This window comes from Faecalibacterium sp. Marseille-P9590, assembly GCF_017377665.1.
Taxonomy (GTDB): domain Bacteria; phylum Bacillota; class Clostridia; order Oscillospirales; family Ruminococcaceae; genus Faecalibacterium.
This window is the reverse complement of the sequence record NZ_JAFREF010000006.1, coordinates 1-25,205: the sequence shown is the minus strand read 5'-3', so window position 1 is coordinate 25,205 and position 25,205 is coordinate 1. Positions and strand designations below refer to the sequence as shown.

The window sequence follows — 25,205 nt, the reverse complement described above, 5'->3', positions numbered from 1 at the left end:
TTGCGCTGATTTTACGCTGACTTTCCGGGATTTACGCTGAATTTACGCTGAAAAACGCGCAATCGTGCGAACATAGCGCGAATAAATCCAGCTGACCGCGAATAAACCGCGAACAAAAATCGCACGGGCGTGCATTCTTCATACGTAGAAAGATGCAATGCAAAAGCGAAAAACTGCAAAAATAAACTGTAATACGATTGAATTTCGGAAAAGTGAAATCGCACGCTGGAATGCACGCGTGCAATGTTGCCTGAATAAAAGTCAGCGATAAAAACGCGCGCCGCGCGATTAGCAGTTTTGCCGCGCGATTTCTAAGGCTCAATCTTCCAGCCTGCCGTGGTCGCAGCCGAGGGAAAGATAGTGCTCTATCTCCCCTCTCAGCACCATCTGTGCATACTCCAATGGCTTATTATACAGCAGCCAGTCCAGCTCTGCCCGCTGTGCCGGGGTGTTGCCGTACTCGTCCTCCACGGCGATGCAGTCGATGGCAAGGATGGTGCCATCCTCGAACCGGGCTTCCACCCGGTTGGTGTCCATGTTGTAGTGGCAGGAAAGCAATTTGTTCATGGTGAACCTCATTTCTATATCAAATCTATATCAAACGGTACCTGTTCGGATGTCCTAAACCCTGCCATAGAACCGATGTGTCATGTAAGATTGTTGTTTGGATAAAATTGGGAAATTTTGCACAATCAATACCGTTGAAATCCAGCTTTTGGGGCTGTGCGAAACAGTCTGTTTTGCCGGGCTGATTTTGGCTCTGCACACTTTTGCACATTTTTTGCACATCGCAAGGATGGATAACAGGTGCAAAGACGTGCAAGCAATGCAAAGGATGCAATAGAATAACAATGGCAAAACAACGGTGATTCGATTAAAATGACGCTCTAGCGTCAAATGATGAAATGGACAAAATGTGCCATTCGGTTCCTACGAATCAGTAGGCCGGGGGTTCGAGTCCCTTCCATCGCACCAGAAAATGCCGTGAAATCGAAAGATTTCATGGCTTTTTTGTTTTGCAAGCCATGGCTGCACGGTTTCTGCACGGTTTTTGCACGGTCGGTGTTATCCATGTCCGATGATGTAGGGCGCTGTATTGCATTGCAATCAGTGCCCTTTTTTGCATCAGGTGAGCAGGGCTAAGCGGAGCTTTGCCTTCATTTCCGGGTCGGCATCCTTGAGCAATTCCAAAAGAGCCGTCATGGAGATGGTCGGTTCGCCTGCGGCGGGTACAGCCTGCGGGCTGGTGGTGTCAGGCTTGGCATAGAAGCCGCTTTCAAACTTCTTGCCCAGCTCCACACGGGAGGACTGTTGGATATGGGCGTAGGTGTTCACCAGCATATCCGCACTGGCGTGTCCCGTGGTCCCCTGCACCGCCTTGATGTCGCCGCCGGAGATCATCAACTGGTAGCTGAAAATAAGCAAAGCCCACAAGCTGGATATAAAATCCGGTCTGTGGGCTTTACCATATCAGGAGTAATATTTCTGTGTGTGGTTGCCGGGACGAGGGGCTTCTGGAACTCAACGGCAAGACCTATATGCTGTCCCTCAAGGTCTACGAAACGGTGAAAACCGATGTGGCCTATGTGCAGGATAAGACGGTCAGCCAGATTCAGGCAAAGGATCGGATTCTTGAATATCTGAAGCATAAGCCGTCGATTACGAATCAGAAAGCACAAGAGCTGTGTGGGTTTAATAAGAATCAAACCTATTATATCCTGCACCAGATGTGCAAGGACGGCATCTTGCAGCCTGATGGCGTAGGCCGAGGAACGAAGTACAAAAGCGTGAAGTGAAAATTTACGCTGACTTTTACGCTGAAAGTTTGATTTGCGCTGAATTTACGCTGAAAAACGCGCGCCGCGCGATTAGCATTTTTGCCGCGCGTTTTCTGTGGCTCAATCCTCCAGTCTGCCGTGGTCGCAGCCGAGAGAAAGATAACGCTCTATCTCCCCTCTCAGCACCATCTGTGCATACTCCAGTGGCTTATTATACAGCAGCCAGTCCAGCTCCGCCCGCTGTGCCGGGGCGTTGCCGTACTCGTCCTCAATGGCAATGCAGTCTATGGCAACAGCAGAGCCATCTGCGAACCGGGCTTCCACCCGGTTAGTATCCATGTTGAAGCGGCAGGCAAGCAATTTTGTCATAATAGTATCCCTCCAAGACTTGATTTTTGGCGTGCGGTCACTCGAACCAATGCCGTCAAGTCGTTGTCGGATGAAGAAGTTTTTTGGTTTGTCTGGGAGTAAGTGTACGGGCGGCTTTGCTTATTCTATCAGTGGCACCCGCCCCCGCAGTGGGAGCCGCAGTTGCGGCCCTCGTCGTGGTCGTGGTGGGTGCAGTGGATGTCCGGGTCGAAGACCAGCTTTCCGGCCAGATAGTCGGCCACAGCGGCGTCTGCGGCGCCGGAAAGGCCGCCGAACAGCTGGATGCCTGCCTGCATCAGTGCTACCTGCGCACCGGTGCCGATGCCGCCGCAGAGCACGACATCTGCGCCATGCTGTACGAGAAAGCCCGCCAGTGCGCCGTGGCCCTGACCATTCGTCGGGATGACCTCGGTGCGCAGGAGCTGGCCGTTTTCGGCCTCATAGAACTTGAACTGTGCGGAGCGGCCAAAGTGCTGGAACACCTGACCGTCTTCGAACGGGACTGCGATTTTCATGAGAATGTCTCCTTTACTGCTTGTTTTGTACAGCCTCCCGGATGCTCTTTGCCAGCTTTTTGGCGTCCAGAGGCTTGACGAGACGGCCATTCATACCGACCTGATGGCAGGACTGGGCGCACTCGTCGGAGGCCTGTGCCGTCATGGCGAGGATGGGAACGGTGGCGGCGTCGGGCCGGTCGAGAGCGCGGATGGCCCGGGACGCCTCGAAGCCGTCCATCACCGGCATCATCACATCCATGAGGATGGCCTGATACCCGCCCGGCGCACTGGCGGCAAAGCGCTCCACGGCTTCCCTGCCGTTCCATGCCTTGTCCACCGCTGCGCCCTGACTGGTGAGCTGGAACTCGGCCACTTCCATGTTGATGTCGTTGTCCTCCACCAGCAGGATGTGCATCCCGTCCAGCCGCCCGTTGTCGGTGGGCTTGAGCTGGGGCTTTGCGGCGGCGTTCTTGTCCAGCAGGAAGGGCAGCTGGAAGGTGAAGGCAGTCCCCTCCCCCAGCTGGCTCTCGGCAGAGATGCTGCCGCCCATCTGGCTGACCAGCTCCTTGACGATGGACATCCCGAGGCCGGTACCTCTGTACTGGGTGCGGGCGTCGGCGGACTCCTGGGTAAAGGGCTTGAACAGCTGGTTCTCCACGAAATCCCGGCTCATGCCGATGCCGGTGTCCGTGATGCGGAACTCGTACCACACGGTGGTGCCGTCGCAGGAGAGCTCCCTGGCGTAGGTGTCGATGGACCCGCCGGGCTTATTGTACTTGATGGCGTTGCTGAACAGGTTCACCATGATCTGCCGCAGCTTGAGGGAGCTGCCCACGAGGGCGGTGTGCTGGACGTTCTCCCGGTGGCGGCGGTGGGTCAGGCCGTCCTTTTCTATCTGTGCCTCCACCAGCGACGAGACGTCGTGCAGCAGCACCTCGATGTCAAAGGGCTCCTGTTCTATCACCATCTGCCCGGCTTCCAGTTTGCTCATGTCCAGCACGTCGTTGACCAGTGCCAGAAGATGGTGAGCGGAGAGGTCTATTTTATCAAGGCAGCTGTCCACCTTCCGGGCATCGTCCCGGTTGGAGCGGAGGATGTCCAGCATACCGAGAATGCCGTTGATGGGGGTGCGGATGTCGTGGCTCATCCGGTTCATGAAGGCGGTCTTGGCTTTGCTGGCCGAGTCGGCTTCTTCAAAAGCTTCTTGCAGGCGCTGATTCTCGGCCTGCTCCTGTGCATGGAAGACGGAGGTATCCCGGAAGAGGATGATACCGTGGATGACCGGCATCTCCCGCCCGGAGGCCGCATCAAAGACGGTATCCTGCGCCATGAGGACGGTCTTCTGGAGCCAGACCGGATCGCCGCAGGAGGTCTGCTCCCGGTACTCCACTGTCACGTGCTTGAAGCCCGAGTGGAAGCGCTCCAGCAGTTTTGACGCCGTGTCCACGATGCGGTAGTTTTCCAGCGTCTCAGGAGTGACGAAGTGACGGCGCTGGGCGCAGTAGTCGTCGTAGGAGCAGGGCAGCGTCATCTGCAGATCGAACTGCCGCAGCGCGGTAGTCCGGTAGAAGATCTGCTCGAGCTGGCCGTGGGTCAGGTCCACAGTGAACAGGGCGTCGTTTGCGTCGATGAGGGCATCCACATAGTTGTCGTTTTCCAGCAGGGAGTGCTTCATCTGCTCGTAATACTGGGTCAGGGGCTGGCGTTCGTCGAAGGCGGTGCTCTTGTCCCGGAAATACTCGAAGCCCACGAGGAAGTGGTGCAGCCGCCCATGGAGGTCGGCGTCGCAGAACAGGAGGGTCAGCCGTCCGCGCTGGGTCACGCCGTCGGTCTCAAAATCCAGCGCAAGCTCCTGCTTGGGGTGCTCAGCACTGAGGGCGGCAGACAGCGTGCTCAGCTGCAACGCTTCCCGCATCGTCTTGCGGGTGGCGGAGGTGGCGTACTCGTCCACGATCTGCTCCACTGCACCCGAATAGCTGCCGTTGTCAGCAAGGAAAAAGCCCGCTGAGGTGCGCAGGACGCGGTACTGGTCCAGCAGGGCGTCGCAGTAGAGGCAGTTCGAGAACTGATACCCATGGGCGTTGACCCACTGCAGAAGCTGCTGGTTCTGCAGTTTCCGGGCCTCGGCCTCCTCGCGATTTGCACGGTTTTTGTCCACATACATATTCTTGTCGGCGTGGCGGAACAGCTCCCGCAGGGTGCTGCCCTCGAAGTCGCTGGCGATGGCGCAGCCTGCCGCATAGCTTAGGGGCATCTCGGGGTGCTGGCGGGAATACTCTGCCGCCTGTGCCCGGATGCTGCGCAGCACATCTTGTGCGCCGTCCCAGTCCACGCCGTAGAGGATAGCGATGAACTCGTCGCCGCCGTCGCGGCCCACGAAGTGCTGGGATGGCACGGCCAGACGCAGCTGTTCGGCAAAGGAGCGGATGTACTCGTCGCCCTTGTCGTGGCCGAGGTTATTGTTGACGGTGCGCAGATTGTTGAGGTCAAAGACGCAGAGCGCCGTGTTCCCGTCCGGCGGGTCGGGCGCGTCCAGGAGCTCTTCGCACTTGTTCTTGTTGGGCAGGCCGGTGGCCTCATCGAGGTAGACTTTGCGCTGCAGAATGCGGTTCATGGCCGCGTACCGCAGGGCCTTGAAGATCTGATAACCGAACAAAAGCAGCAGCCCCACGATGTCCGCGAGGACGACTTTTTCCAGAAAGTCAAGGGCCGTGGCCCGCTTCTGGGAGTAGACCTCGGCCAGGTTGGTGGCCTCGTCGCAGGTCTGGAAGAAATGCTCGCTCTTGGCGATGATGGCTGTCTCGGTGTAGCCGCGCTGACGGACAAGGATGAGCTCGTTTCTCAGGTCGTCGAATTCGCTGGAAAGAGCGGTCATCTTGGTCTGAAAATCCGCGTTGTCCAGCCGCACCAGGTCCAGCTCGCTGCTGCCGAAGCGGAGGCCTTCGATGTAGGAGGCCACATCGCCGAGGAGATCATCTTCCGGCGTGCCGGAAATTTCGAGCTTGACGATGCGCTGGGTCTTGCCGCGCACGAGGCCGGCGTAGTTGACGACGCGGGCCGTACCCTGTATCTTGCCCACCAGCACGAGGGCAGCGAAAAACAGGCTGATCAGGATGGCTGTGAGAAGGACGGTGAAAAGCTGGATGATATGCCCGAACCGGGAAGAATCATTCTTCATGATGCAAACTCCATTCATAGCGCAGGAAATCAGTCGTTTCCCCACTATTATAATGTATTTCAGAGAGCGCTTCAAGTTTGGAAACGGCTGAGAGATCAAGCCGAGTTATGACGGGGTTTATTGATATTTGTCAGATGATATGTTGAAATTTCACAAGTGGTGCGGGTCTGCTGCGGCTCATAGTTCTCCGCATTCGAGCTTTCTGCGCACCTCGTGGAGCGAAGCACACTCGCAGGTATAGATCCTGCGCATCTCGTCGGTGGCGGGCGAGAGGTCGGGGACCATCACGGTGACAAAGCCCCCTGCCGCGCCGGCCCGGACGCCGTTGTAGCTGTCCTCGAGCACCATCGTCTTTGCAGGCTCGGTGCCGAGTTTCTGCGCCGCCAGCAGGAAGATGTCCGGCGCGGGCTTGGAGCGGGTCAGGTGCTCGCCCGAGATGACGGCCTTGAAGTAATGGCCGAGGCCCCAGTGTTCCAGATGTCCCTCGATGACGGTCATGGGGCTGGAAGACGCCACCGCCATGGGGATGTGATGTTCGTCCAGCCAGGCCAGAAGCTCATCGAGGCCGGGCATTTTGGGGACAGGCTTGTTGAAGGCTTCATAGGCCAGCCGGTACAGCTCCTCCACGATGCCCATGGCGGGGCAGTCCTCGCCGTAGAAGCGCCGCAGCACATCGCAGCTGCCGGCCTTGGTGGTGCCGCGGGCAGCCTGCGAGAGGCCATCCTTGCAGGGCAGGCCGAATTTTGCCAGTGCCGGCTCCCAGCAGATGTTCCAGATGCGCTCGGTGTCGAACATCAGCCCGTCCATATCAAAAATAACACCCTGTATCATAACGCAAGCTCCTTTTGGCGAAAAATCTACATACATACTTTATTGTACCATGTTTTTCCGCTTTTGAACACCGATAAGGTCATAATTTGTGGCAACTTGACTGCCCCAAAGATGAAACATTTTTCGGTTGCTTGCAAATCCGTTTCACGGCATTATAATAGAAAACAACATTCGGCATATTTGGCGCAGGGCGTGCAGCCCGCGCGGCGCTGTGTGAGATCAGAAAAGAGGGAAATTTATCATGTTGGACATCAAGATCACTCGTACTACCTGCCCGAAGGAAAAGCCGCAGGACGAGTCTAAGCTGGGTTTTGGCAAGAAGTTCACCGACCATATGTTCGTTATGGACTACACCGAGGGCGAGGGCTGGCATGACGCCCGCATCGTCCCCTACGCACCCTTCCAGCTGGACCCTGCTACGGTTGTGTTCCACTATGCACAGGAGATCTTCGAGGGCATGAAGGCTTACCGCACTGCGGATGACACCATCCAGCTGTTCCGCCCCGAGTGTAACGCAAAGCGTATGCAGGACTCTGCTGACCGTCTGTGCATCCCCAAGATCCCTGTTGAGGATTACATCCAGGCCGTCGAGGCTCTGGTGGATGTGGAACGTGACTGGGTGCCTCACTCTGACGGCGCTTCCCTGTATATCCGTCCCTTCGTGTTCGCAAACGATGTGGGTCTGGGCGTCCACGCTTCCAAGCACTACATCTTCTGCATCATCTGCGCTCCGTCGGGCGCTTACTACGCCGAGGGCATCAACCCCGTGCGCATCTACGTCGAAGACGAGTACATCCGTGCCGCTCCCGGTCTGACCGGCTTCACCAAGTGCGGCGGCAACTACGCTGCTTCCATCAAGGCCGGCGAGCTGGCTGAGGAGCAGGGCTACGCTCAGGTGCTGTGGCTGGACGGCGTCGAGAAGAAGTACGTCGAGGAAGTCGGCAGCATGAACATCATGTTCAAGATCGACGGCAAGGTCTACACCGCCGCCACCGTCGGCACCGTCCTGCCCGGCGTTACCCGCCGCAGCTGCATCGAGCTGCTGAAGGACTGGGGCTATGAGGTCGTCGAGGGCAAGCTGGCCATCGCCGACATCATGCAGGCTGCCCGCGACGGCAAGCTGGAAGAGGTCTTCGGCACCGGCACCGCCGCTGTCGTCTCCCCCGTCAAGGAGCTGGTCTGGAAGGGCGAGCACGCTTACATCGGCGACGGCAACATCGGCCCTGTCACCCAGAAGCTCTATGACACCATGACCGGTATGCAGTGGGGCAAGATCCCCGATACCAAGGGCTGGATCGTCCCTGTGGAGAAAAAGTACTAAGAGCTGAAAGGCTTATAAACGCCGCCCGGCTGTACGCCCGGCGGCGTTTGCTGTATCCGGTGCGGATTGCAATTCTCTGCCGCGGGTGATACACTTAAAGTACACCTGAAAAACGAGAGGGAATGAGAAGATGATAAAGAAGTGGAGCATCCGCTACCCCGCTGTGGGCGGCGAAGAAGAGCGTCGGGCCTATGTCTATCTGCCCACCATGTACGAGGCTGACCCTGACCGGCGGTATCCGGTGCTGTATATGTTCGACGGGCAGAACGTGTTTTTCAACGAGGACGCCACCTACGGCAAGAGCTGGGGCGTGGCGGATTATCTGGACTACACCGATACGCCCCTCATCGTGGCGGCGGTGGAGTGCAACGCCGGTGCTAATAATGAGCGTCTGGTGGAGTATTCGCCCTACCGCTTCGACGATAAGCAGTACGGCCACTTCGACGGCAAAGGCAAGGACACTCTGAACTGGTTCGTCCACGAGTTCAAGCCCTACATCGACGCCAACTACCGCACAGAGCCCGACCGGGCTCATACCTTCATCGGCGGCAGCTCCATGGGCGGCCTCATGAGCCTGTACGCTCTTTTGCAGTACAGCGATGTGTTTGGCCGTGCGGCGGCGCTCTCGCCCTCGCTGTGGGTGGCTCCGGAGGCGCTGACGGCGCTGGTGGGCCGCTGCAAGCTGGCCCCGGGTACCGTGCTCTACATGGATTACGGCTCCAGAGAGATGGGCAACCACGACGGGATGCGGAAGGGCTTCGGCGAGATGTGCAGCAAGATCTTTGCCCGGGGCATCAACCTGACGGCCCGCGTCGTGCCGGGCGGCAACCACAGCGAAGCCAGCTGGGAAAAGCAGCTGCCCTTTGTGTTCCACACCCTGATGTACGAGCTTGATTGAACCAAATTGAGGAGGAAAGCATATGGAGATGCAGTATTTCAAGGAATACAGCCCGGCGCTGGGCCGGGAGATGGAGTGCAAAGTCTACGGACACGGGGGACGGCCCATGCTGTACATCCCCTGTCAGGACGGCCGCTTCTTCGACTTCGAGGACTTCCACATGGCTGACACCCTTGCACCCTGGATCGAGTCGGGCCAGCTCATGGTCATGTCCATCGACACGCTGGACAAGGAGACCTGGTCGGACACCAATGGCGACCCTTACTGGCGCATCCGCCGGTATGAGCAGTGGCTGCATTATATCGTGGATGAGGCTGTCCCCAAGCTGCGCTATCTGTCCAAGGAGCGCAACGGCTGGGATGACCTGCCCGGCGTCATCGCCTTCGGCTGCAGCCTCGGCGCGACCCATGCGGTCAACCTTTACCTCCGCTGGCCCGACATCTTCTGCGGCTGTCTGGCCCTCAGCGGCATCTACACCGCCCACTACGGCTTCGGCGACTACATGGATGAGCTGGTGTATATGAACTCTCCCGTGGACTATATGCACAACTTCCCGGAGGATCACCCCTATATGGAGCTGTACCGGAACCAGAAGGCTGTCATCTGCTGCGGTCAGGGCGCATGGGAGCAGCCCGACACCACCTGGATGCTCAAGCGCATCTTTGAGGCAAAGAACATCCCTGTCTGGGTGGACCTGTGGGGTCACGACGTCAAGCACGACTGGGATTGGTGGTATAAGCAGGCGGTTTATTACATGCCGTATATTTTAGGGTGAAAGAAAACCTCTCCGTCACGCCTACGGCGTGCCACTGCCCGGGTTGCGGCTCCCAGCATCTGCTTCGGCCCTTGGTGCGGGCCTCGCATCCTGCTGGCCGCGGCCCCAACAGCGACTCCCTGTTTCCGCCGCTGGCGGCGGTCGTCGTTGTTGCTCCTAACGAGGGGAGGCTTTGGCATAACGGAAAGCTTCATCTCTTCGCCAGTGGCTCCCCCTCTGGGGGAGCTGTCACCGAAGGTGACTGAGAGGGTTATAGAGGATATTCAAGGAAAGAAGACGCGAAATTATGCAGAATTTTATTTTTATCTCCCCGAACTTCCCGACGAACTACTGGCAGTTCTGCCGGGAGCTGAAGAACGACGGCATGAACGTGCTGGGCATCGGCGACCAGCCCTACGATGAGCTGAAGCCGGAGCTGAAGGACAGCCTGAACGAGTACTACAAGGTCGGCAGCCTCGAGAATTACGACGAAGTCTACCGCGCTGTGGCCTTCTTCATCTTCAAGTATGGCCGCATCGACTGGCTGGAGTCCAACAACGAATACTGGCTGGAGCGGGATGCTGCCCTGCGCACCGACTTCCACATCACCTCCGGCTTCCAGACCGAGGATATGCCCCGCATCAAGTACAAGAGCAAGATGAAGGAGTACTACCAGAAGGCCGGCATCGCCACCGCCCGCTACCACATGGTGGACGATCTCAACGGCTGCAAGGCTTTCATCAAGCAGGTGGGCTATCCCGTGGTGGTCAAGCCCGACAACGGCGTGGGCGCTTCCGATACCCACAAGCTGTCCAATGACGAAGAGCTGAAGACCTTCCTCGCCTACAAGGCCGAGAAGCACCCGGACGTCTCCTACATCATGGAGGAGTTCGTCCACGCCGAGGTCAACAGCTACGACGCCATCATCGACGCCTCCGGCAACCCCATCTTTGAGGCCGGCAATGTCAGCCCCGTGTCCATCATGGACATCGTGAACGACAACGACAACTCCATCTATTACATCATCAAGGACCTGCCCGAGGACACCCGCGCCGCAGGCCGTGCCGCCGTCAAGAGCTTCGGCGTCAAGAGCCGCTTCGTCCACTTCGAGTTCTTCCGGATGACCGAGAACCAGGCCAGCATGGGCGAAAAAGGCCGGATCGTGGCCCTCGAAGTCAATATGCGCCCCTGCGGCGGCTTCACTCCCGATATGATAAACTTCGCCCGCTCCACCAACGTCTATAAGATATGGGCCGACATGATCGCCTTCGGCGGCACCGATATGCCCGTGGGCGAGCACTACTACTGCCCCTTCGTCGGCCGCCGCGACGGTAAGAACTTCGTGTACAGTCATGAGCAGATCATGCAGAAGTACCAGAAGAACATCAAGATGGTGGACCGCATCCCCGACGCCCTCTCCGGCGCGATGGGAAACCAGATGTACGTCGCCACCTTCTCCACCCGCGAGGAGATGGAGCAGTTCTACTCCGATGTTCTGGCCGTCACCGACGGCGATGCTGCCGCCGCACAGGCCGCGCTTTCCCAGGTGCTGGCTCTGGGCGAGCCCACCAAGGCTCTGACCCCGAAGCCCAACCTCAGCCCGGCGGTCAAGCCCACCACTGCTGTGACCAAGACCCCCACCCGTGCCGTCACCAAGACCGGCCGCAAGGGCCGGAAGTGATTTCCACAAAAACTTTACAAACCGCAGCCGCAGAGAGAAATAAACGCCTCTGCGGCTGTTTTTTGACATGAGGGCAAATGTGATGATTGACAGTGCCCCGGAAAAAGTTGTAAGATAATGCAAATGCAAAAGAGGAAAACGCCTTTGCAAAATGAGCTGAAAGACAGGAGAATTTTCTATGAAGCTGTATCAGAAACTTACTTCTCTGCTGGTGGCTGCAGTGATGGCTGCCGTGCTGATGCCGGTGTGCATGGCTGCTCCCGGCGACTCCGTTGAGACCCGCATCAACAACGCGCTCGCACAGCGCACCGGCGCAGAGCTGTATCAGGAGATCGTCACCACTGCCCCCGATGGCACCACCCAGACCATGATCGCAGCCCGCAGCAACGGCAACGCTTACATCAAGATGGATATGGGCGACGTCGGCAGTCTGGTCTATATCCTGAAAGACGGTCAGGGCTATCTGGTGGACGATGCATCCAAGATGGCCGTCAAGGGCGAAGTACCCACTGTGAGCATAAGCGAGGAAGTCTCCGCTGACAAAGGCGAAGCACAGGAGATCCCCTGCACCGTGACCACCGTGAATGTGAACGGTCAGGACTGCGAGGCCCTGTCCTACACTGTCACCGATGCCAACGGTCAGACGGCCACCGTTTCCTACTGCCTGGTCGGTGATGACCTCAAGTATGTCGTTACCGATGCTGCCGAGGGCCGCACCATCGTGGAGTACCGCGTCACGAGCACCACTGTGGACCAGAATCTCTTCAACATCCCTGCGGATTATCAGATCCTGACGCAGGCAGAGTTTGAAGCGGCACAGGCCAACCACTGAGAAAATTTTCTGTAGAATATGGGAGCTGCTGCGTCATGCGGCGGCTCCTTTTTGTTGTCCGCCGCCCGGGAATGTGCTATACTGTGTGCAATAGAATGCATGAGAGAATGAGGAGAATTCCTATGAAAATACCCGCAAACGGCTTTACCCACGCAGGCAAGTTCCACGCTGACGACGTGTTCGCCACTGCCCTGCTCCAGATCCTCCGCCCGGATATTAAAATAACCCGCGGCTTCGTGGTGCCGGATGACTTCGATGGCATCGTGTATGACATTGGCTTTGGCATGTTCGACCACCATCAGGAGCCCCGCGAGACCCGCCCCAACGGCATCCCTTACGCGGCCTTCGGCCTGCTGTGGCGGGTACTCGGCCCCGGCCTTGTAGGCGAGCGTCAGGCCCGGCTCATTGATGAGAACTTCATCCAGCCCCTCGATCTGAACGACAATACCGGCGAGCAGAACAGCCTCTGTGACGCCATCGGCTTCTTCAACCCCGTGTGGGACTCGAAAGAGGACCAGGACGCCTGCTTCTTCAAGGCGGTGGCTGTGGCAAAGCAGATCCTGGAGAACCAGATCGAGAGCGCCAACGCCGTCAACCGCGCCGACGAGAAGGTCCAGCAGGCATACAAAAACTCCCGCGACGGCATCGTGGTGCTGCCCTGCTATCTGCCCTGGAAGAACGGCCTGTACAAGACCGACGCCCTTTTCGTCATCTACCCCAGCCAGCGGGGCGGCTGGAGCGCCCAGTGCGTCACCGACCACAAGACCAAAAAGCCCAAGCTCCCCTTCCCTCAGAGCTGGGCCGGCCAGCCGCAGGAGGTCATCGAGCAGAAGAGCGGCATCGAGGGCATCAGCTTCTGCCACGCCAGCCGTTTCCTCATCACGGCCAAGGACAAGGAGACGGCCCTCGCCGCCTGCCGTCAGGTGCTGAAGAACAATGGCCGCATCTGAGAAGCCGGAAAAGACAGCTTACGTCTACATGGTGCGCTGCGCGGGCGGCCAGCTCTATACCGGCTGGACGAACGACCCGGAAGCCCGCCTCAAGGCCCACCAGAGCGGCAAAGGCGCAAAGTATACCCGCACCCATACCGCGCTGGGCTTTGCCTACCTGGAAGCGTGTGCGGACAAGTCCGCCGCCCTCCGGCGGGAAATTGCCCTCAAAAAGCTGACGAAGGCCCAGAAAGAGACCCTCTGCGCCGGGTGGACGGCTGAAAAAGAATGAATAAAAAAACACGAACGCCGCGCTGTGCCGGAACTGGGCCGTCAACCCCGTGCCGACGGCGGACAGAATGTATAAACCGGACTGTATACGGCCATGCATATACAAACTAAAGATGCATAAAATTTGTATATATTTAGAAAATAATGCATAAACATACAAAATAACAGAAAAGGACCGCCAAATCTGCACAAGGTTTGGCGGTTTTCTGCATTGACGGAAAAACCGCTTGGCGTATAATAAAAGCGTACTCAGAAAGACAAGACGTCGAGCGCCCCGGGAGGGATGCCCGGGCGGCAAACGAAAGTGTAAAAAGTGTAATAAACAAAGGAGCGATCATCATGAAAAAGGAAGATATTAAGAAAGTTGTTCTGGCTTACTCTGGCGGTCTGGATACCTCCATCATCATTCCTTGGCTGAAAGAGAACTACAACAACTGCGAAGTCATCGCTGTCTCCGGCGACGTGGGTCAGGGTACTGAGCTGGACGGTCTGGAAGAGAAGGCCAAGGCTACCGGCGCTTCCAAGCTGTACGTCCTCGACCTGAAGAAGGACTTCGTCGAGAACTACATCTTCCCCACCCTGAAGTTCGGCGCAAAGTATGAGGACTACCTGCTGGGCACCAGCTTCGCACGTCCCTGCATCGCAAAGGCTCTGGCCGACATCGCCATCAAGGAAGGCGCAGACGCCATCTGCCACGGCTGCACCGGCAAGGGCAACGACCAGGTGCGTTTCGAGCTGACGCTGAAAGCTCTCTGCCCCGATATGGCCATCATCGCTCCCTGGCGTGAGTGGGACATCGAGAGCCGTGACGAGGAGATCGACTACGCCGAAGCACACAACATCCCCCTGAAGATCAACCGTGAGACCAACTACTCCAAGGATAAGAACCTGTGGCACCTGAGCCACGAGGGTCTCGACCTCGAGAACCCCGCCAACGAGCCGCAGTACAATAAGCCCGGCTTCCTCGAGCTGGGCGTTTCCCCCGAGCAGGCACCCGACACCCCGACCTACATCACCCTCCACTTCGAGAAGGGCATCCCCACTGCCGTTGACGGCAAGGAGATGGGCGCTGTCGAGCTGGTCGAGTACCTGAACAAGGTCGGCGGCGAGAACGGCATCGGCCTGCTGGACATCGTCGAGAACCGTCTGGTGGGCATGAAGAGCCGCGGCGTGTACGAGACTCCCGGCGGTGCTATCCTGTACAAGGCCATCAATGTTCTGGAGACCATCACTCTGGACAAGGAGAGCGCACACTTCAAGGCTCAGATGGCTCAGAAGTACGCCGACATCGTCTACAACGGCCAGTGGTTCACCCCGCTGCGTGAGGCTCTGGATGCCTTTGCTGACAGCCTCGAGAAGACCGTCACCGGCGATGTCAAGCTGAAGCTCTACAAGGGCAACATGATCAACGCCGGCGTCACCTCTCCGTACACCCTGTACGACGAGCAGACTGCCTCCTTCGGCGTGGATAAGGACTATGACCAGTCCGATGCTACCGGCTTCATCAACCTGTTCGGCCTGTCCATCAAGGAGCGCGCAAAGCTGTCCAAGAACTGGCCCGAGGTCAAGGAATAACCTGCTTACCATCCCCTTTGGCGTGTTTTTTACACTTTCACGCTGAAGGCTCAAATTACCGGCATCATTGCTGGCGGCACCGCCGCGGGAGCTTTTTCCCCTGCGGCGGCTTTGCCGTTTCTATAGAGGAGTTTCTTTTATGGCAGAACAACTTTGGAAGGGCCGTTTCTCCAAGGCGGTCGATTCCCGCGTCAACGACTTCAACTCTTCCATCCGTTTCGACCAGCGGATGATCGCGCAGGATATGCGCGGCAGCGGCGTCCACGCCGCCATGCTGGCAAAGCAGGGCATCATCTCCGAGAAGGACTGCGAAGATATTCTGAGCGGTCTGGCCTCCATCGCGGATGACCTGGCCTCCGGCGCCCTCACCATCGACCCCAACGCCGAGGACGTCCATACCTTCGTGGAGCAGACCCTCACCGCCCGCATCGGTGACGCCGGCAAACGCCTGCACACCGGCCGCAGCCGGAACGACCAGGTGGCGCTGGACATCCGCCTGACTCTGCGGGACTACAGCCACACCCTGCAGGCTTACATCGTGGAGCTGGTCAAGGTCATCTGCAGGAAGGCCGCCGAGAACACCACCGCCGTCATGCCCGGTTACACCCACCTGCAGCGCGCCCAGCCCATCACCTTCGGCCACGCCCTGATGGCCTATGCATGGATGCTGCTGCGCGATCTGCAGCGCTTCGAGGACGCCACCGCCCGGATGGACGCCCAGTGTCCGCTGGGCTCCGGCGCTCTGGCCGGTACAACCTACCCGCTGGACCGTCAGTTCACCGCCGAGAAGCTGGGCTTTGCGGCACCCTGTCCCAACAGCCTTGACGGCGTGTCTGACCGTGACTTCTGCATCGAGCTGGCAAACGCCATCTCCATCTGCATGATGCACCTGTCCCGCCTGTCCGAAGAGATCATCCTCTGGTGCAGCTGGGAGTTCAAGTTCATCGAGCTGGATGACGCCTTCACTACCGGCTCGTCCATCATGCCCCAGAAGAAGAACCCCGACGTCACCGAGCTCATCCGCGGCAAGACGGGCCGTGTCTACGGCGATCTGAACACCCTGCTGGTCATGATGAAGGGCATCCCTCTCGCCTACAACAAGGATATGCAGGAGGACAAAGAGGCCATCTTCGACGCTGTCGATACGCTGGAGCTGTGCCTGAAAACGGTCACTCCCATGCTGGACACCATGAAGACCCTGCCCGCCAATATGCGCCGGGCCGCTGCCAAGGGCTTCATCAACGCCACCGACTGCGCCGACTATCTGACCAAAAAGGGGATGCCTTTCCGCGACGCCTACAAGCTCACCGGCTGCATGGTCTCCGACTGCATCAGCAAGGATAAGACCCTCGAAGAGCTGACCCTCGATGAGTTCAAGGGCTACAGCGCTCTGTTCGAAAACGACATCTACGACGCCATCGACCTCATCAAGTGCTGCGAGGGCCGCACCAGCTACGGCGGTCCCAGCGAGGCCAGCGTCAAAAAGCAGATCGAGCTGGCAAGCGCCCAGCTCGGCGCATGGGAGGCGGCAAACGCATGAGCGTAAAAGTCTTTATCGACGGTTCTTCCGGCACCACCGGTCTGCGCATTGCCGACCGTCTGGCTGCCCGGCCTGACATCGAGCTGTTGAGCATCTCGGCTGAGGGCCGCAAGGATGTGAACGAGCGGGCGAAGGTCATCAATTCCGCCGACCTTGCCTTCCTCTGCCTGCCCGATGCGGCCTCCAAAGAGGTCATGCCTCTGCTCCGCCCGGACGTCAAGGTGCTGGATACCTCCACGGCCTTCCGCACCGACGCGGCCTGGGACTACGGCTTCCCGGAGCTGAAGGGCCAGAAAGAGAAGATCAAAAATTCGTATCGTGTGGCGGTCCCCGGCTGCTATGCCAGCGGCTTTATCAGCATCGCGCGGCCTCTGGTGGAGCTGGGGCTGGCTCCGGCAGACTATCCGTTCAGCTGCACCGGCATTTCGGGCTACTCCGGCGGCGGAAAGAAGATGATAGCCGAGTACGAGAGCGCCGACCGTCCGGCTCACAGCAAGCTGGATGCGCCCAAGAGCTACGGTCTGGGCCTCGCTCATAAGCATCTGCCTGAGATGCAGAAGATCAGCGGCCTCGCCCACACCCCTGCCTTTGTGCCGGTGGTGTGCGATTATTACAGCGGAATGCAGGTCCTCGTTCCGCTGGACCTCAAGCTGGCTGGCACCAGCGCCGAGGCGGTGGCCGCAGGCATTGCGGACTATTACAAGGAGGGCGCGACCGTTTCCGTCCACGCCCTCAACGAGCCGCTTCCCGAGAATGGTCTGTACTCCAACGCCCTGTCCGGCAGCGACAGGATGGAGCTGTACATGACCGTCAACGCGGCGGGCGACCAGATGATGCTGGTGTCCCTGTTCGACAATCTGGGCAAAGGCTCTTCCGGTGCAGCCATCCAGTGCATGAATCTGATGCTGGGAATGAACGAGACAGAAGGATTAGAGTAACCTCTCCGTCAGCGCTGGCGCGCTGCCTCCTTCCCTATCGAGCGAAGCGAGACTGAGAGGTTTGAAATTAGGGGGATTTTCAGATGCAGTATAAAGAAGTTGCGGGCGGCATCTGCGCGCCCAAGGGTTTTGCAGCAGCCGGTGTCCATTGCGGCATCCGGGCAAATCACAGTGAAAAGTACGATCTGGCGCTCATCAAGGCCGACGTCCGCTGCGCCGCCGCCGGCGTCTACACCACCAATAAGGTCTGCGGCGCACCCATCAAGGTAGACCGTGCCCACCTGACGGACGGCTATGCACAGGCCATCGTGGTCAACAGCGGCAACGCCAACACCTGCGCCGCCAACGGCGTGGCACTGGCGGAGGAATGCTGTGAGCTGGTGGGCAAGGCGCTGAACATCGACGCAAAGGATGTCCTGCCCTCTTCTACCGGCGTTATCGGCCAGCCGATGGTCATCGACCCGTTTGCCCGTGGCATCCCTGCCGCCGCCGCCAAGCTGGCGGCTGACGCACAGGGCAGCACCGATGCGGCGACGGCCATCATGACCACCGACACCCACAAGAAGGAATATGCCATCCAGTTTGAGCTGGGCGGCAAGACCTGCACGGTGGGCGCTATCGGCAAGGGCAGCGGCATGATCGCCCCCAACATGGCCACCATGCTGGCATTCTACACCACCGACGCCGCCGTTTCCCCCGCCCTGCTGGAAAAGGCCCTCAAGACCGTCGTCCCCGGGACCTACAACCAGATGAGCGTCGATTTGGACACTTCCACCAACGATACCCTGATCATCATGGCCTCCGGCCTTGCGGGCAACCCGGAGATCACCGAGGAAAACGCCGACTACGACGCCTTTGTGGCCGCACTGACCGCCATCGCCGAGCATATGTGCGCTGAGCACGCCGGTGACGGCGAGGGCGCGACCCACCTCATCACCTGCGAAGTTACCCACGCCCCCGACCTCAAGACGGCCCGTGCCGTCAGCCGCAGCGTGGTCTGCTCCAACCTCTTCAAAGCCGCTGTCTTTGGCCGCGACGCCAACTGGGGCCGCATCCTCTGCGCCATCGGTTACACTCCCGGTGACTTCTCAATCGATAAGGTCTGCGTCTGGCTGTCCAGCAAGGCCGGTGAGGTCTACGTCTGCGAGAACGCCGCCTACCACCCCTACAGCGAGGACGAGGCGGCAAAGGTCCTGGCCGAGCACGATATTCTGGTCAAGGTGGATATGGGGACCGGTGACGCCAGCGCCAAGGCATGGGGCTGCGATTTGACCTATGACTATGTGAAAATCAACGGCGACTACCGCACCTGAGAAGGAGAACAGCAATGAAAAACGAAGAAATGGCCCTCCTTTTCTCGGAGGCGACCCCTTATATCCAGAAGTACCACGGCAAGACCATGGTCATCAAATACGGCGGCAACGCCATGATCAACGAGACGCTGAAAAACGCGGTCATGAACGACCTTGTCACCCTGACCCTGCTGGGCGTGCGGGTAGTTCTGGTACACGGCGGCGGCCCTGCCATCAATGAGATGCTCAAAAAAGTGGGCGTCGAGAGCCACTTTGCGGGCGGCCTGCGCGTCACCGACGACGCCACCATGGAGATCGTCCAGCAGGTGCTGGCCGGTAAGGTGAACAAAGACCTCGTGGCAAAGCTGCGGGGCCGCGGCGTCGGCCTCTGCGGCATGGACGGCCAGATGCTCCGCTGCACCGAGCTTGACCCTCAGCTGGGCCATGTGGGAGAGATCGTCCACGTTGACCCGACGCTGATCTCCAGCCTGCTGGATAGCGGCTATATCCCCGTTATTGCAACGGTGGGCATGGACGACCTGGGCCAGGCTTATAACGTCAACGCTGACACCGCCGCTGCACAGATCGCTATCGCGCTCAAGGCCGAAAAACTCGTCTCCATGACTGATATTGCGGGCCTGCTGCGGGATAAGGAAGATGAATCCACCCTCATCCCCGAGGTGGAGGTCTCCGAGATCGAGGGCTATAAGTCCGCCGGCATTATCGCGGGCGGCATGATCCCCAAGATCGGCGGCATGGCCGACGCGATCTATCAGGGCGTCCACGAGGCTGTCATCATTGATGGCCGCGTGCCGCACTCCATCCTGCTGGAGCTGTTCTCCGACCGTGGCTCCGGTACCCGCTTCTATCGCCGCAGCCATCACGAATAAGGGTTGCGCGATGCGCCGGAGTACCCTATAATAGTTGATAAGAAAACTTTCCGATATGCCAAGGCCTCCCCTCGATAGGCAACAGCGATGACCGCCGCCAGCCGTGACGGAGAGGTTTAGCCTCGCTGCGATTCACGGCTAGGCTCTCCTTCGTACAACCTCTCAGGCTCTTCGCGCCAGCTCCCCTTGTAGGGGAGCCTTTGGCAAAGAGGAAAAGTATGTGGCTCCACCGTCAGGAGGTAGATATTATGGATTCCGAAAAAGTCATCAAGCGGGACAACGAGTATGTCCTGCATACCTACGCACGCAACCCCATCGCCATCGAGAAGGGCCACGGCCTCTATGCCGAAGGCCCCGAGGGGCAGAAGTACCTCGACTTCACCAGCGGCATCGGCGTCAACAGCCTGGGCTACTGCGATATGACCTGGGCCGAGGCCGTCTCCGAGCAGGCACACAAGCTGCAGCACACCTCTAACCTCTACTATACCGCCCCCTGCGGCAAGCTGGCCAAAAAGCTCTGCAAGCGCACCGGTATGAGCAAGGTGTTCTTCGGCAACTCGGGCGCAGAGGCCAATGAGGGTGCCATCAAGGCCGCCCGCAAGTACAGCTTCGACAAATACGGTGCTGACCGCTACAATGTCATCACGCTGGTCAACAGCTTCCATGGCCGTACCATTGCTACCCTGACCGCCACCGGACAGGGCGTGTTCCACAACTACTTCGGCCCCTTCAACGAGGGCTTCCAGTACGTCAAGGCCGGCGACATCGACGCCCTGACCGAGATGGTGGACCGCCACACCTGCGCTGTCATGCTGGAACTGGTACAGGGCGAGGGCGGTGTTGTGGCGCTGGAACCCGAGTATGTGCAGGCTGTCCGCGCCCTCTGCGACGAAAAAGACCTCGTCCTCATCGTGGACGAGGTGCAGACCGGCGTGGGCCGCACCGGCACCTTCCTGTGCTGCGAGCACTACAACCTCCAGCCCGACGTCGTCACGCTGGCCAAGGGTCTGGGCGGCGGTCTGCCGATTGGCGCTGTCCTGATGAATGAGAAAGTCGCTGCCGGTATGGGACCCAGCAGCCACGGCTCCACGTTCGGCGGAAACCCGGTGGTCTGCGCCGGTGCGAATGTCGTCGTGGACCGGATGGACGCCAGCTTCCTCGCCAACGTCAACGAGCGGGCCGTCCAGCTGCGCACCGGTCTGGAAAAGCTGCCCCGCGTCAGGAGCCTCTCGGGCATCGGCCTAATGGTCGGCATCGAGTTTCTCGAGGGCATCAAGGCCGCTGACGTGCTGGCCGCCTGCCGCGAAAAGGGCCTGCTGGTGCTTACCGCAAAGACCCGCCTCCGCCTGCTGCCGCCGCTGACTCTGACCGCCCACGATGTGGAGATGGCGCTGGATATTCTGGGCAGCGTCCTCGCGGAGATGGACCCCAGCAAAACGGAGGAGCAGGCATGAAGCATCTGCTGAAAATGAGCGACCTCACCCCTGACGAGGTGGCCCACATCCTTGATGTGGCCGATGAGCTGAAAGCTCAGCAGAAGGCCGGAGGCACCGAACCTCTGCTCAAGGGCAAGAGCGTCGCGCTGATGTTCTCGAAAAACTCCACCCGTACCCGCACCAGCTTCGAGGTGGGCGTCTACCAGCTGGGCGGCCTCGGCAACTACATGAATGCCGCCACCGAGCTGCAGTCCGGCCGCGGCGAGCCGCTCAAGGACACCGCCCGGGTGCTGGGCCGCTATTATGACTGCGTTGTCTGGCGCACCTACCGCCAAAGCGATTTGGAAGAGTTCGCTGAGTTTGCGGGCGTCCCCGTCATCAATGGCCTGACGGACTATGCTCACCCCTGTCAGGTGCTGGCGGACCTCATGACCATCCGGGAGCGCCGGGGTGCGCTGGTGGGCCAGAAGCTCTGCTTCGTCGGCGACGGCAGCAATATGGCCAACAGCCTCATCGTGGGCGGCCTGCTCTCCGGCATGAAGGTAGACTGCGTCTGCCCCCACGGTTACCGCCCGGCGGTAGATGTGCTGATGTTCGCCCATAAGTACGGCAGTGCGTTCCGCCTGCTGGAAGACCCCGCCGAAGGCGTCAAGGACGCCGATGTCGTGGTGACGGCTGTCTGGAATACCGCTGCCCCCGGCACCTCCGAGAGCGAGAGCCGCCTGCGGGACTTTGCAGGCTTCCAGCTCACCAGCGGCCTCCTGAAAGCCGCAAAGCCGGACTGCATGGTGCTCCACTGCCTGCCCGCTCACCGCGGCGAGGAGATCTCTACTGCCGTCTTCGAGGCCCACGCCGACGAGATATTCACCGAGGCAGAAAATCGACTGCATGTCCAGAAGGCTGTGCTGGCGGTATTGCTGGCGGGAAAGTAAAATATGCAATGAAAAACGCCGCAGAACGCATCGTCCTGCGGCGTTTTTGGCGGAGCATCAGGGAGTCGAACCCTGGCACCGGTCTCCCGGCCTATCGCATTTTGATTCGCTGGCAACAACTGCGAATTGTATATCGCAAATATGGTGTCAACCTATGTGCAACCAACTTCCCTTGCGATTGACAAGTACCCTGCGCCAGACGAAGCGCGCGCACAGCTTCTCTGGGTGGCGCACATGAACGGGCTAAAAGCGCAGGCGGAGGAGGTAGTGGTGAGGGAGATCATGTATGCAGAACGAAACCACGCTTCATCTTGTCTATCCATCCAAACATGGTATAATGGAACAAAGGAGCGTGATACCATGAGCCCAATCGAAGTCCCTGCAAAAATCCAGTTGGTCGAAAAGCGCGAAACACGGACGAGCCGCGGAATGCTCTCAAAGGGCTGGTATCAGGTAGACGACCAGCTTGTCATGGTCAAGGGCAACTCCATCACAGAGGCCGGAACTGCTGGGTATGAGCCGTATTCTGAGGGGATGGCATCGCTGATTGCACAGGTACTGGGTCTGCCTCATGTGGCATACGCCCTGATGCCAGCCAAACTCTTTCCTGATATTCAGACCTATTCCTGCGATGTGGTCAGCGTCTGCCCCAAGTTCACAACGGACGATGAACAGCTGTACCATTTTGCAGACTTGGCTGACGCCCATTTTCTTGCCAGCGGTCAGGTCGCTTCACCGGAGGCACTGTTTCAGTATGCGGCAGAATTGTATGGCAAGAAGTGGCTCTATCAGATGCTGACGTTCGACGCCTTTATTGGCAACGAAGACCGCCACGAGAACAATTTTGATGTAATCGTCCGGGATGGAAAAAATTATGCTCCGCCTATTTACGACAATGGCGGCAGTCTGCTTGCATGGGCGATGGATGAAGAATTGACTGACACGAAGCTCCGTTATCAGTTCGATAAATCGAAGCCATTCCGCAGCCATCACGCCCAGCAGATCAAACTGGTCGACGAGCCCGTGCTGCCTGTGCGTGATCTGGATATGCTGTATACAGAAATCATTCAGGCCATCTCGCCGATTCTTGCATTGTTGAGCGAAAAAAGAGCATCTGCGATCCGTCAGTACCTGAAATACCGTCTGCACTACCTGAAAGTCGCTATGGGGTGATAAAATGACCTATCTGAAATTGATGATGGATGAAAAAGAAATTGCCCACCTAAGCGAAGATGGGCAGTCTCTTTGCGCAAATGAGGATGTGCCGCAGTATAATCTGCCCCTGAACCTTTTCATCGGTGACAAACGCAAAGTCCCATTGGTCGATGTTGTGGTTTGGGCAAAGAAGCGTATCTTCCCGAAAAATCGGATGGACTGCAAAGAGATTTTAAAATTGATGGGGCTGCCCGACTACAACGCTTGGGAAATCGTCAAGCGCACCAACGCCTGCCTGATGGAAGACCCCTATTGGCTGCGATTCAGCGAAGATGAGACCTTTGAGGACACCACGCGCGGACGAGCCAAAAAAATCATGGACGAAACTCAGAAAAACACCTGATACTAATTGGTATCAACTTATATCAATTAACGGGTACAACAAAGCCCACAGGGTGGATGAAATTCCGGCCTGTGGGCTTTGACAATTTTCCGCGTTATTAAATCTGTCCCATACTAAAACGTACAGAACTGCTTAACAGGTGTAAGCGGGAATCTTTTTTCCACGCCTGCCATGGTGCACATTTGTGTGCTGGGCAATTCCAGAGAAGCGTGTGCGCAGGAAACTGCCGTTTTAAGCAGTTGGTCGCCTTGGGTGCACTGCTTTGCGATTGCGTAAGAACTACAATCAGGTCAATGAGCAGGCCGTAAAAGCGGCAGGCGCAACAGCCTCTTTTTCATTCATGTTGCAATTTTTTCAGCGTTTCAAACGTATCTAAATTAAAGTGGCATATCATATTCCTTTTCACACATCCTTGCCGTTTTCAAACAGGAGGTTGCTTTTATGAAAGTATCTGCCGACTATCGTATGCTCGCTCTCGATGCTCTGCGCGGAAAATGGAAAACTGCTGTTCTGACAGGGATTGCCGCCAGTGCGCTCGGTGCTACCATTGTGAGCAGTTCCAACAGTGTCGTTTCCAATTCCAATCAGGCAAAGGACATTCATTTTGAACTGTTCGCCCAGCCAAACGGCGGTCGGCTGCTTGCTGTTCTGCTTGTCGGCATTGGTCTGTGGGCAATCCTCCAACTGATCGTGGGCGGTGCAGTTCGACTGGGATATGCTCGTTTTAATCTGAACCTTGTAGATGGAAATGATGCTGCCATCTCGGACTTGTTCTCTCAGAAAGACCGTCTGTGGGATGGCTTCTGTATGAAATTCCTGCAGGGTCTGTACATCGCTCTCTGGTCGCTGCTGTTGGTGATTCCGGGAATCGTGAAAACATATAGCTATGCGATGACACCTTACATCATGTCCGAGCATCCTTCGCTGACCGCAAATGAAGCGATCACAGAATCCCGACGAATCATGGACGGCAATAAATGGCGTCTATTCTGTCTGGATTTCAGCTTCATTGGCTGGGAACTGCTCTGTGCGCTGCCACTGTATATCGGGTATTTTCTGATTCTCAGATATTTCTCCGGTTCAGAAGCTATGGCGATTTCTATGGTTCTTCTGCTGACAATTCCATTGAGCATTGGCTTCTTTTTTGTACGCCCCTATGAGGAAGCTGCATGGGCCGCTTTCTACCGCGATATTACCGCAGCACCTGCCGAACCGGATGAAGCATACTGACTTTTATACTATTTCTCAGATGTGACCGGATTTTCGAGGTGATCTGCGTATGGAGAAGAAACCTGACCGTTCCGAAATAATTACAATGACCCTCTTGTTTGCTTTAATGCTGGTGCTTACGGTATTAAAAGTGACGAGAGTGCTTTCATTGCCTTGGTTGTGGGTACTGGGTCCGCTTTGGCTTGGTACATATCGATACCGCGACTAGGGCTACTTGCGCTGGGAGAACCTCAAACCCTGTAATCATCGTGCTTCCGTGATGGCTGCGCACTCCTATGGCGCATCCAAAAAGCGTTTTGCAAAAACGCGTAGCCTGCATCGGTACAATGCAGATCTGAAAGGGTTTGGGTGTCCCCAACAAGCATTTTGCAACGCAAAATGGTCTTTGTATATACGAAGACACTGCTTGCTGGTACAATGTCATCGATGAAACAAAAATAGTTTCATCAAAGACG

The 25,205-nt window shown here is 57.8% G+C and carries 25 protein-coding genes; 18 read left to right on the top strand and 7 right to left on the bottom strand.

Annotation, left to right across the window (positions count from 1 at the left end):
• Positions 1-318 precede the first annotated feature (318 nt).
• The 3 genes from J3349_RS08450 to J3349_RS08440 all read right to left on the bottom strand — a co-directional run bounded on the left by J3349_RS08450 (position 319) and on the right by J3349_RS08440 (position 1,425).
• Entirely contained in the window at positions 319-567 is a 249-nt protein-coding gene (locus tag J3349_RS08450) for a DUF6061 family protein (protein WP_207677102.1), read from the bottom strand.
• Positions 568-893: 326 nt separating this feature from the next.
• The gene (locus J3349_RS08445; protein WP_207677101.1) at positions 894-1,073 is read right to left on the bottom strand and encodes a hypothetical protein; all 180 of its coding nucleotides are present in this window, start codon (positions 1,071-1,073) and stop codon (positions 894-896) included.
• 52 nt (positions 1,074-1,125) lie between these two features.
• Complete coding sequence (locus tag J3349_RS08440) at positions 1,126-1,425, bottom strand: hypothetical protein (protein ID WP_242699585.1); 300 nt, start codon at positions 1,423-1,425, stop codon at positions 1,126-1,128.
• Between the two features lie 62 nt (positions 1,426-1,487).
• Here J3349_RS08440 and J3349_RS08435 point away from each other — a divergent pair, with 62 nt between their 5' ends.
• Positions 1,488-1,796 carry a hypothetical protein gene (locus J3349_RS08435; protein WP_120120734.1) on the top strand — a complete coding sequence of 103 codons (309 nt, stop codon included), beginning with the start codon at positions 1,488-1,490 and terminating at the stop codon, positions 1,794-1,796.
• A gap of 102 nt (positions 1,797-1,898) precedes the next feature.
• Here J3349_RS08435 and J3349_RS08430 read toward each other — a convergent pair whose 3' ends face one another.
• The 4 genes from J3349_RS08430 to J3349_RS08415 form a co-directional block, all read right to left on the bottom strand.
• Positions 1,899-2,147, bottom strand: a complete 249-nt coding sequence (locus J3349_RS08430) for a DUF6061 family protein (protein WP_207677100.1) — start codon at positions 2,145-2,147, stop codon at positions 1,899-1,901.
• Between the two features lie 128 nt (positions 2,148-2,275).
• Positions 2,276-2,662, bottom strand: coding sequence for a NifB/NifX family molybdenum-iron cluster-binding protein (locus J3349_RS08425; RefSeq protein WP_207677099.1), 387 nt, complete (start codon positions 2,660-2,662; stop codon positions 2,276-2,278).
• Between the two features lie 13 nt (positions 2,663-2,675).
• A complete protein-coding gene (locus tag J3349_RS08420) occupies positions 2,676-5,822 on the bottom strand; it encodes an ATP-binding protein (protein ID WP_207677098.1) in 3,147 nt (1,048 codons plus the stop codon).
• A gap of 177 nt (positions 5,823-5,999) precedes the next feature.
• Positions 6,000-6,653, bottom strand: a complete 654-nt coding sequence (locus J3349_RS08415) for an HAD family phosphatase (protein ID WP_158395661.1) — start codon at positions 6,651-6,653, stop codon at positions 6,000-6,002.
• A gap of 241 nt (positions 6,654-6,894) precedes the next feature.
• On the opposite strand from J3349_RS08415, the gene J3349_RS08410 reads away from it, so the two are divergent.
• From J3349_RS08410 to J3349_RS08330, 17 genes are all read left to right on the top strand, one after another.
• Positions 6,895-7,974 carry a branched-chain amino acid aminotransferase gene (locus J3349_RS08410; RefSeq protein ID WP_158395663.1) on the top strand — a complete coding sequence of 360 codons (1,080 nt, stop codon included), beginning with the start codon at positions 6,895-6,897 and terminating at the stop codon, positions 7,972-7,974.
• 130 nt (positions 7,975-8,104) lie between these two features.
• Positions 8,105-8,872 carry an alpha/beta hydrolase-fold protein gene (locus J3349_RS08405; protein ID WP_207677097.1) on the top strand — a complete coding sequence of 256 codons (768 nt, stop codon included), beginning with the start codon at positions 8,105-8,107 and terminating at the stop codon, positions 8,870-8,872.
• Positions 8,873-8,894: 22 nt separating this feature from the next.
• A complete protein-coding gene (locus J3349_RS08400; protein WP_207677096.1) occupies positions 8,895-9,647 on the top strand; it encodes an alpha/beta hydrolase-fold protein in 753 nt (250 codons plus the stop codon).
• 286 nt (positions 9,648-9,933) lie between these two features.
• Positions 9,934-11,307, top strand: a complete 1,374-nt coding sequence (locus tag J3349_RS08395; protein ID WP_207677095.1) for an ATP-grasp domain-containing protein — start codon at positions 9,934-9,936, stop codon at positions 11,305-11,307.
• Positions 11,308-11,485: 178 nt separating this feature from the next.
• Positions 11,486-12,139, top strand: coding sequence for a hypothetical protein (locus J3349_RS08390; protein WP_207677094.1), 654 nt, complete (start codon positions 11,486-11,488; stop codon positions 12,137-12,139).
• A gap of 122 nt (positions 12,140-12,261) precedes the next feature.
• Entirely contained in the window at positions 12,262-13,089 is an 828-nt protein-coding gene (locus tag J3349_RS08385) for an MYG1 family protein (protein WP_015565706.1), read from the top strand.
• A complete protein-coding gene (locus J3349_RS08380; protein WP_158395676.1) occupies positions 13,076-13,360 on the top strand; it encodes a GIY-YIG nuclease family protein in 285 nt (94 codons plus the stop codon). The genes J3349_RS08385 and J3349_RS08380 overlap by 14 nt, the downstream gene beginning before the upstream one ends.
• A gap of 338 nt (positions 13,361-13,698) precedes the next feature.
• On the top strand, positions 13,699-14,934 hold the full coding sequence (locus tag J3349_RS08375; RefSeq protein ID WP_158401132.1) for an argininosuccinate synthase: 1,236 nt from the start codon (positions 13,699-13,701) through the stop codon (positions 14,932-14,934).
• Between the two features lie 139 nt (positions 14,935-15,073).
• Positions 15,074-16,474 carry an argininosuccinate lyase gene (gene argH, locus J3349_RS08370; protein ID WP_158401133.1) on the top strand — a complete coding sequence of 467 codons (1,401 nt, stop codon included), beginning with the start codon at positions 15,074-15,076 and terminating at the stop codon, positions 16,472-16,474.
• Entirely contained in the window at positions 16,471-17,412 is a 942-nt protein-coding gene (gene argC / locus J3349_RS08365) for an N-acetyl-gamma-glutamyl-phosphate reductase (RefSeq protein WP_207677093.1), read from the top strand. The genes argH and argC overlap by 4 nt, the downstream gene beginning before the upstream one ends.
• Before the next feature lie 83 nt (positions 17,413-17,495).
• Positions 17,496-18,725: a bifunctional glutamate N-acetyltransferase/amino-acid acetyltransferase ArgJ gene (gene argJ, locus J3349_RS08360; RefSeq protein WP_207677092.1), complete on the top strand. Its 1,230-nt coding sequence runs from the start codon at positions 17,496-17,498 to the stop codon at positions 18,723-18,725.
• Between the two features lie 14 nt (positions 18,726-18,739).
• Positions 18,740-19,594 carry an acetylglutamate kinase gene (gene argB, locus J3349_RS08355; protein WP_158395685.1) on the top strand — a complete coding sequence of 285 codons (855 nt, stop codon included), beginning with the start codon at positions 18,740-18,742 and terminating at the stop codon, positions 19,592-19,594.
• A gap of 248 nt (positions 19,595-19,842) precedes the next feature.
• Positions 19,843-21,048 carry an acetylornithine/succinylornithine family transaminase gene (locus J3349_RS08350; RefSeq protein ID WP_158395687.1) on the top strand — a complete coding sequence of 402 codons (1,206 nt, stop codon included), beginning with the start codon at positions 19,843-19,845 and terminating at the stop codon, positions 21,046-21,048.
• Positions 21,045-21,962: an ornithine carbamoyltransferase gene (argF, locus tag J3349_RS08345; RefSeq protein WP_207677091.1), complete on the top strand. Its 918-nt coding sequence runs from the start codon at positions 21,045-21,047 to the stop codon at positions 21,960-21,962. The genes J3349_RS08350 and argF overlap by 4 nt, the downstream gene beginning before the upstream one ends.
• A gap of 360 nt (positions 21,963-22,322) precedes the next feature.
• The gene (locus J3349_RS08340; RefSeq protein WP_207677090.1) at positions 22,323-23,135 is read left to right on the top strand and encodes a hypothetical protein; all 813 of its coding nucleotides are present in this window, start codon (positions 22,323-22,325) and stop codon (positions 23,133-23,135) included.
• Positions 23,136-23,139: 4 nt separating this feature from the next.
• Positions 23,140-23,520 (top strand): hypothetical protein, encoded by a 381-nt coding sequence (locus tag J3349_RS08335; RefSeq protein WP_207677089.1) that lies wholly within the window; start codon positions 23,140-23,142, stop codon positions 23,518-23,520.
• 441 nt (positions 23,521-23,961) lie between these two features.
• Positions 23,962-24,750 carry a DUF975 family protein gene (locus tag J3349_RS08330; protein ID WP_207677088.1) on the top strand — a complete coding sequence of 263 codons (789 nt, stop codon included), beginning with the start codon at positions 23,962-23,964 and terminating at the stop codon, positions 24,748-24,750.
• Positions 24,751-25,205 lie beyond the last annotated feature (455 nt).